This is a genomic window from Acidovorax sp. KPB24-03 (assembly GCF_057546605.1).
This window is the reverse complement of the sequence record NZ_BAAJYR010000168.1, coordinates 1-7,449: the sequence shown is the minus strand read 5'-3', so window position 1 is coordinate 7,449 and position 7,449 is coordinate 1. Positions and strand designations below refer to the sequence as shown.

6 protein-coding genes and 2 pseudogenes are annotated in these 7,449 nt (G+C 54.6%); 7 read left to right on the top strand and 1 reads right to left on the bottom strand.

Going from position 1 to position 7,449, the window contains the following annotated elements:
* Positions 1-323: 323 nt before the first annotated feature.
* A pseudogene (locus AC27KI_RS15900) lies at positions 324-500 on the bottom strand (transposase); the annotation flags it as partial.
* A gap of 329 nt (positions 501-829) precedes the next feature.
* Between AC27KI_RS15900 and AC27KI_RS15895 the strand changes: the two are divergent.
* The 7 genes and pseudogenes from AC27KI_RS15895 (at position 830) to AC27KI_RS15865 (ending at position 7,340) form a co-directional block, all read left to right on the top strand.
* Positions 830-1,978: a DJ-1/PfpI family protein gene (locus AC27KI_RS15895; RefSeq protein ID WP_487090063.1), complete on the top strand. Its 1,149-nt coding sequence runs from the start codon at positions 830-832 to the stop codon at positions 1,976-1,978.
* Positions 1,979-2,027: 49 nt separating this feature from the next.
* Entirely contained in the window at positions 2,028-2,981 is a 954-nt protein-coding gene (locus AC27KI_RS15890) for a GlxA family transcriptional regulator (protein ID WP_487090062.1), read from the top strand.
* A 209-nt stretch (positions 2,982-3,190) separates the two neighbouring features.
* Positions 3,191-3,512 (top strand): annotated as a pseudogene (locus AC27KI_RS15885) (c-type cytochrome).
* A 257-nt stretch (positions 3,513-3,769) separates the two neighbouring features.
* Positions 3,770-4,222 (top strand): (2Fe-2S)-binding protein, encoded by a 453-nt coding sequence (locus AC27KI_RS15880; RefSeq protein WP_487090060.1) that lies wholly within the window; start codon positions 3,770-3,772, stop codon positions 4,220-4,222.
* A 10-nt stretch (positions 4,223-4,232) separates the two neighbouring features.
* Positions 4,233-4,550: a molybdopterin cofactor-binding domain-containing protein gene (locus AC27KI_RS15875; RefSeq protein ID WP_487114689.1), complete on the top strand. Its 318-nt coding sequence runs from the start codon at positions 4,233-4,235 to the stop codon at positions 4,548-4,550.
* A gap of 4 nt (positions 4,551-4,554) precedes the next feature.
* A complete protein-coding gene (locus AC27KI_RS15870; RefSeq protein ID WP_487114687.1) occupies positions 4,555-6,420 on the top strand; it encodes a xanthine dehydrogenase family protein molybdopterin-binding subunit in 1,866 nt (621 codons plus the stop codon).
* Positions 6,421-6,785: 365 nt separating this feature from the next.
* Entirely contained in the window at positions 6,786-7,340 is a 555-nt protein-coding gene (locus tag AC27KI_RS15865; protein WP_487114685.1) for a GbsR/MarR family transcriptional regulator, read from the top strand.
* Positions 7,341-7,449: the final 109 nt, after the last annotated feature.

Here is a 7,449-nt window from a genome sequence, read left to right as displayed (position 1 = left end):
CGAGGATGCCAGCCAGTTGGTAAGCGACGGCGCGAGCACACCACACAGGACGGCGACGATGGCGATCCAGAGTATTGAGATACGGGCTCGGCGCAGAGTCATTCAGCAACGGCTACAGCTGGTACTGAGCATGTGGGGGGCAAAAAGTTCGGTAAGAACTTGCCCGCACATCAGGTGGTAATTTCTCAAATTTCAGAAAACTTTGGAATTATAGAAAAAACCAAGAGGGCTGTCACCTATGTTCGTGTTCAAAAAATCTCCATGCGCGGTTATGGGCTGTCCAGATCGTGCTCCGCAAGCAGCTTCTTGAGCCGGCCGTTCTACAAGTGCAGCGCTTTGATGCGCTTGACGTCAGCGACTTCCGACTGCCCGAAGTGCTTGCGCCAGGCGTAGATCGTGGGTCCGCTGACCTCGGGCTTCTTGGCGGCCTCGGCCACCGTGGTGCGTTCCGCTTCGCGCAGGATCGCCAGCATCTGCTCTTCCGTGAGTCGACTCTTCTCATGGGCTCAACGGGGGATGGAGTCGTCTTCTCTGGAAATCAGTGTCTCGGAGATACCGGGCAGGTCACTGCTCCTTCGGAGCTGGCAATAGTGAAGCAGTCTTCGGGCTGCAAATGACAGTAGTGATGGGACGGGGAGCGGGGGGGGCATCCGTGGACCGCATGGGGTGGCAGATGTTGAACTTCGCTTTTGAATCCGCCCAGCTATTTACGCCTAACAAGAGTTGCGTTGGGGTTGTGTTTCGATGGCCGAAAAACACCGATCTTCGTCCTATGCGACACCATCTGGTCGATGCTACCTTCACGCTCTTATGAGCAAAAGGGACACACATGAATGAAGTTGCTATGACTCGGCGCACGGCGATTGCCTCCGTGGGCACAGCGATTGGCAGCCTTTTGCTCGCCGGCAATGGAGCCGATGCCCAGGAGGTCTCAAAGAGAGTGTTTGCGTTTGACGCTTCCAACAACCGAAACCTGGAAAAAATCGAAACCTATCAACCGCGTTTCGGGCGTACCAAGCCACTGGTCGCTGTTGTCGCTCTCAATGAGGGCACCGTAATTAGCGATTTTTGCATTCCATTCGGCGTGATGGCGCGGTCGCAGGTGGCCGAGGTAGTGTCAGTTTCCGTCAAGCCTGGTCCAGTGAAGATGCACCCACTTACCTTTGATCTCGATTCGACGGTCGACGATTTTGATCAGCGTTACCCGAAGGGAGCCGACTATCTTTTCGTGCCAGCGGTCGAAAACTTCAACGACTCTAAGCTTGTGAATTGGGTGCGGGAGCAGGGCGACAAAGGATGTACTGTAATCAGTATTTGCTATGGCGCTTTGGTCGTTGCAAAAGCCGGTCTTTTCGATGGCCGTAGGGCAACCTCGCATTACAGCAATGAAGAGATGCGAGCGAGGCTCTTCCCGAAAGTGAAATGGCAGAAAAATATCCGTTATGTTGCCGACGGCAAGGTAGTTTCCAGCGCTGGCGTCACCGCTTCAATGCCGACCTCCATCGCTCTCGTCGAAGCAATTGCTGGCCACGCAAAGGCCGCCCAGGTCGCCTCTGCTGTCGGCATCAACGGTTGGAACTCGAAACACAACAGCGATGCGTTTCAGGTCGATCCAGGCAATGCGACCATGCCAAACCGCGATACGAAGCCGCAAATCACACTCGGCATTCCAGTCAAGAAGGGGGATGATGAGATTGCGCTTGCACTGACTGCGGAAGCCTACACCACCAACGGCGTTACTACGGCCCTCTCCACTGCGGCGAGCAGTGCGCCAGTGCACCTGGCCCATGGCTTGGTCTTACTGCCCGACGTTGTTGCTGGCAGTTCCAAGGCGGTAGACCGCATTTTGGCGCCGCTCACTGGAAATCAGGCAATGCGCGCGCTGGATATCGCTCTGATCGATATCTCAAAGACATATGGCCGCCATGCGGCGCGGAATGTAACGTTGTTTATGGAATATCCTCACTTAGTAAATTGATCGCAGATCTGCAATATTTTATGAGTGGCAATATCTATTAAGCTCGCCGATGACCCGACAAGTGGCATTTCTAGTATCACCTGGCTTCAATTTACTCGATTTGAGCGGGCCACTGGAGGTATTCAATTGGGCGGAGCAGCACAATCCAGGCACTTATCAGCTGACAGTCATGTCAATGAATGGAGGTATGGTAGATAGCTCTACCACACTGGCCGTTAATACTGCTCCTTTGGCGCTGCAGCCGCTCGACACGCTGCTTGTTGTTGGCGGGAACATACTTGAAGAGTCGTTTCCCCCAGACATGATCGACTTCGTACGCAAGGCATCTGCGCTCGCTCGGCGAACGACAAGTATCTGCACGGGTGCGTTTATCTTAGCGGCTGCGGGAATTCTTGATGGAGTGAGGGCCACAACTCACTGGATGCACGCCGCGAAACTCCAAGCCAAGCACCCCTCCGTGTATGTTGACGCCGACCGGATCTTCATTAAGGATGACAATGTCTGGACCTCCGCAGGTATCACTGCAGGTATCGACATGGCTTTGGCCCTGGTAGAAGAGGACGTAGGGCGAGAGGCGGCGTTAGCAATTGCCCGAATGCTAGTGGTCTATCACCGACGCGCTGGTGGCCAACAGCAGCACTCTTCGCTTCTTGACCTCGATCCGGACTCGGACCGGATACGTTTGGTGCTCGCATACGCCCGGACACATCTTGCCGACCCTTTACCTGTCGAGCGGCTGGCTGAAGTGGCCAACCTGAGCGTCCGGCAGTTCGGGCGTGCATTTCAGGCGACGACCGGAATAACGCCCGCCAAAGCCATAGAGCGAATGAGAGCCGAAGTCGCCCGCCCTCGAGTTGAGGCAGGGCGAGAGTCGCTGGAGAAGGTCGCCCAATCAGTAGGTTTTAGCGATGCTGGTCGGATGCGTCAGAGCTTCATTCGAATTTTTGGGCAACCTCCTCAGGCCGTTCGGCGCCTGTCCCGATCGAGCGATAAAAACCATTAATTGGAGCCTGCTTTGTGGTTTTTCAGGAGCCATAGGGCGTATGCATTCTTTGAGTAATTCATCAATGCTTGCGCGCTTTATTTCGGCGCGGTTTGCATTAACCATTTCTGTGATCTCCCCCATGATCCAGAATAAGTGGCTGGAATTGGCCTGCTCTTTTAGCCGAGGTGTAAAAATCTTTATTCCGGTCATTTTTTTAGGACAACACGATGAATTTAAATCTTCGCATAATCATTTCGGCACTGGCCACAGTGGCAGCACTTTTGGCGTTTCCAGCTTCAGCAGACCAGTCGCTCGCCGCATCCAAAAACTGCATGGCCTGTCATGGTGTAGAAAAAAAAACTTGTTGGCCCTGCATTCAAAGATGTGGCCCGTATGTACGCTGGCAAAAAGGACGCCCAGTCACTGATGGCCACAAAGATCATGAAAGGCAGCAGCGGGGTATGGGGCCCGATGCCGATGCCGCCCAATCCGCAGGTTAGCGAAGCAGATGCTAAGAAGTTGGCAGCCTGGGTGTCATCGCTTAAGTAATGTGATCGATAAGATATTTTCTTTCTCGCTTCACTATACCCTTTACCCGTCAAGAATGAACCGCCGCAGTTTACGCTACCCCGGTTGTCCGTGACTTCCTGCAATGAGAGCTAAGCGCATTGTCGACATGTGCAGAGTTCGAATTTCCTGCGATGACCGGCAGATGTCGTAGAAATTTCTGCTTGGCCGCATTATCAAATGCATCCAGTTGGTGAAGAGTTGAGAACAGCCCGCTACACCAAAATTAAAGGAAACACATGAAATACGAATTGAATCTGAACGGTAAGCGGACAACTGTTGAGGCCGAGCCGGGAACACGTCTTCTGTGGGTTTTACGCGAAGAAGCCAAGCTGAGCGGTCCAAAGTTCGGATGTGGGCTCGCCCAGTGTGGGGCGTGCATGGTGCTGTTGGATGGCAGTCGAACATTTTCCTGCCAAGTGCCAATCGAGGCCGCACATCGTCACAAGGTAACGACGGTGGAAGGACTCAATGATTCTGTAGGTGTTGCGCTCAAAAAAGCCTGGGTGGAGGAAAGTGTTCCCCAATGCGGTTACTGCCAGTCCGGACAGCTCGTCAGTGCCGCAGATCTTCTTGCAACCAATCCCCGCCCAACGAGAAGTCAGATCAAAGAACACATGACGACCAACTTGTGCCGCTGTGGCACCTACATTCGCATCGTCAAGGCGATCGAGCGTGTCTCGCAAACCTGAGGCGACTGCGATGCACAACGAAAATATGCCAACCCGCAGAGCAATCCTTGGCGCAGCCGCGGGAATTGGATTTGCCATTTGTCTGCCCGCTTCGGGATCTGGAGCAGTCGCCGCGGCGGCGGCAGAAAGCCTTAAACCTAACGCATGGATTCATATCCGCCCTGATGACACTATCCTAATTTATGCGCCAGCGTCCGAGATTGGTCAAGGGTCCTTGACTGCCTTGCCACTGCTCGTGGCAGAGGACCTAGACGCAGAATGGTCCAAAGTCAGGATAGAGATGTCTCCATCGGACGATGCGTTGTACGGCAACCCAAAGCTTTTTTAACCTGATGCTCACGATTGCAAGCTACTCGATCGTGGGTTATTACGACTCACTTCGTATGGCTGGTGCAAGTGCACGGTTGTCCATGGTGATGGCTGCGGCCAAGCTTTGGGATGTGCCAAGCCAAGAGGTTTCGACTCGGCCCAGTGTTTTACTACATCTGAAATCCGGTCGACAAATGACCTATGGGGAGCTAGCCGGTCAAGTTACCGAAATGCCGGTGCCTCCAGAAATCAAGAAAGAAGACCTCAAGCCTATAGCGAGTTTTCGGCTTATCGGCAAAGACGTACTTCGCCGGGACATCCCCTCAAAAGTAGATGGTACGGCTGCATATGCCATAAATACGCAGATCCCGGGCCTTCTCCAGGCGACGATCATTCGTTCGCCGGTGATGGGCGCACGGGTGGAAAAATTTCGAACTACCTCGCGCTTGCCGAAAGGCTTACAGGTGCGCAAGTTAGGGGCAGACTCGGTTGCTATAGTGGGTCGATCAATGTCGGCCGTCTTGGCTGCTCGGGACAAAGTCGAGGTCCTCTGGACAAAAACAGACACCTCGAACTTCTCCGATGGAGAGACACATGAGCGCTACGTCGCCGTGGCGCGAGACAGCAAACAGGTTACGCGAGTCTGGGATAAGAAGGGTGACGTGGCCGCAGCCATGGCCAAGAACCCAAAAACAGTCGAACGCGAGTACTCATCGGATTACTTCTATCACGCTCAAATTGAGCCCCTGAACGCCGTTTGCAGCGTTTCAGCGGACGGGAAGTCTGCAGAAGTTTGGGCGGGAACGCAAGCTCCGGTGTACGCAGTGCAAGCTGTCGCCAGGGCGCTCAATACTGCGCCAGAAAAGATTATTTTGCACCGCAGCTACTCTGGCGGTGCCTTTGGCAGGCGAGGCGCTTATGACCAGGACTATGTCGTGGATGCAGCTCTCTTGTCGCGTGATCTTGGAAAGCCGATCAAGGTCGTCTGGTCGCGAGACGAGGATGTCAAGGTAGGGCGCTTCAAACCCATGACAGCGCAGTTACTCAACGCGGTTATTACCTCGGATGGGAGCATCTCCGCGTGGAAGCACCGTGTGGCTTGTGAAGATCCCCTAGTTACGACGGACCCCCCTCGCTACAAAGCCTCGAATGAGATGCCTTTTATTGCAATGATGGGGAGCAATATACCGAGTTACGGTATTCCGAATCAGCTGATAGAGTTTGCACAACAGCCCATCGTCGTGAGGGTCGCACCAATGCGAGGTGTAGGTGCTCCTGTCAATCGCTTTGCGGTTGAGAGTTTCGTCGATGAGCTGGCTTCAGAGCAGCGAATCGATCCCGTCGAGTTTCGAAGGCGACTTCTAAAAGATTCGCCCCGGGGATTGCATGTTCTGAACCGCGCTGCGGCAATGGGTAACTGGGGTATCGAGACGCCAAGTCGGGCAAAGGGAATCGCTTACTCTGACTATGGGGATGCGTTTATCGCCGTAGTAGTCGAAATATCCTTGGATCGAACTAGCGGCATTATCACAGCGCACAACATGTGGGCCGCTCTGGACGCAGGATTAATTATCCAACCCGACACAACGAAGGCTAGCATCGAAGGCGGCCTTATCTTCGGCGCTAGCATGGCAATTAAAGAGCGCATTACGTTCAAGAATGGGCGAGCAGAGCAGAGCAATTTTTTCGACTACCCAATTCTCCGGATGGCCGAGGCGCCAGAGATTGACGTGGAACTGATACTGAGCTCGGAACCGCCAGCTGGTGTAGCAGAGTCCTCCCCGATCGTCGTTCCTGCGGCGATTGCCAACGCTTTTGCAACATTGACAGGGCGGCGCATTCGGCAAATTCCTTTGCATCCAGCTCGGGTTATCCAGGCAATGGCATGAAGGCAATTAAGAGCGGCCAACGAAAAGACGAAAACTCCAAACGCACAACGCCATAGGGAAAGCAAAGCAAAGCAAAGTTCCACGAATGTCGATGCTACGCTTCAAGCGGGTACCAATGAACAATGTCGCCAGCTGAGCATATCTTTGCTCTCATCCCCCCGCGGGGCGATACTGCCCGCGCGGTCGTGGATGCCACTTGAGGCACATTGCATGCAACTCTGCCTGCTGGACCCGATGCTGCGCGTGCCGCTCGCATCGACTCCTGATGCGCTTTGACTGTCGATGCGTAGGGGGCATTGATAAAGCGCAAGGAGCCGTGAGATAATTCTTCTCACATTTCAGAAATTTCGAAAAGCCACCCTGCTTTGACTCCCCTAGTACAAACCTTCGTCAGCCACTTCGGCGAGATGGGCAGCCGATGGGGGATCAACCGAACGGTGGGTCAGATCTATGCCTTGCTGTTCGTCACGGAGCGGCAACTCAATGCGGACGACATCGGCGAGCAACTGGGCATCTCTCGCTCCAACGTTAGCATCGGCTTGAAGGAGCTCCAGGCCTGGGGCTTGGTGAGACAAAGCAGAACCCCCGGCGACCGGCGCGAGTATTTCTCGTCACTGGGCAATGTCTGGGAGATCTTCCGTGTCGTGGCGGCAGAACGGCGCCGTCGCGAGGTCACGCCCACGCTCTCGGTGTTGCGGGAGTCCCTGCTAGGCAAGACGGCGTCTCCGGAGGACGCCTTCGCGCAGCAGCGCATGCGCGAGATGCACGAACTGGTGGATTTGGCCAACAACTGGTTCGACGATCTGCAACGCCTGTCTCCCGAATCCATGGCCCAGTTGATGAAGATGGGTTCCAAGGTGCAGAAACTGCTGTCGGCCAAGGACCGGATGTTTGGCAATTCGACGGGCACCGACGGCTGACATGTCCCACGTGCTTCTGCGCTTTCAGAATCGAATCCTGTGGATCGCGACATTCGCGGTCCTGTTCGGATCTGTCGCGCCGTCGCTGACCAACTGGCTGGCATCCTCG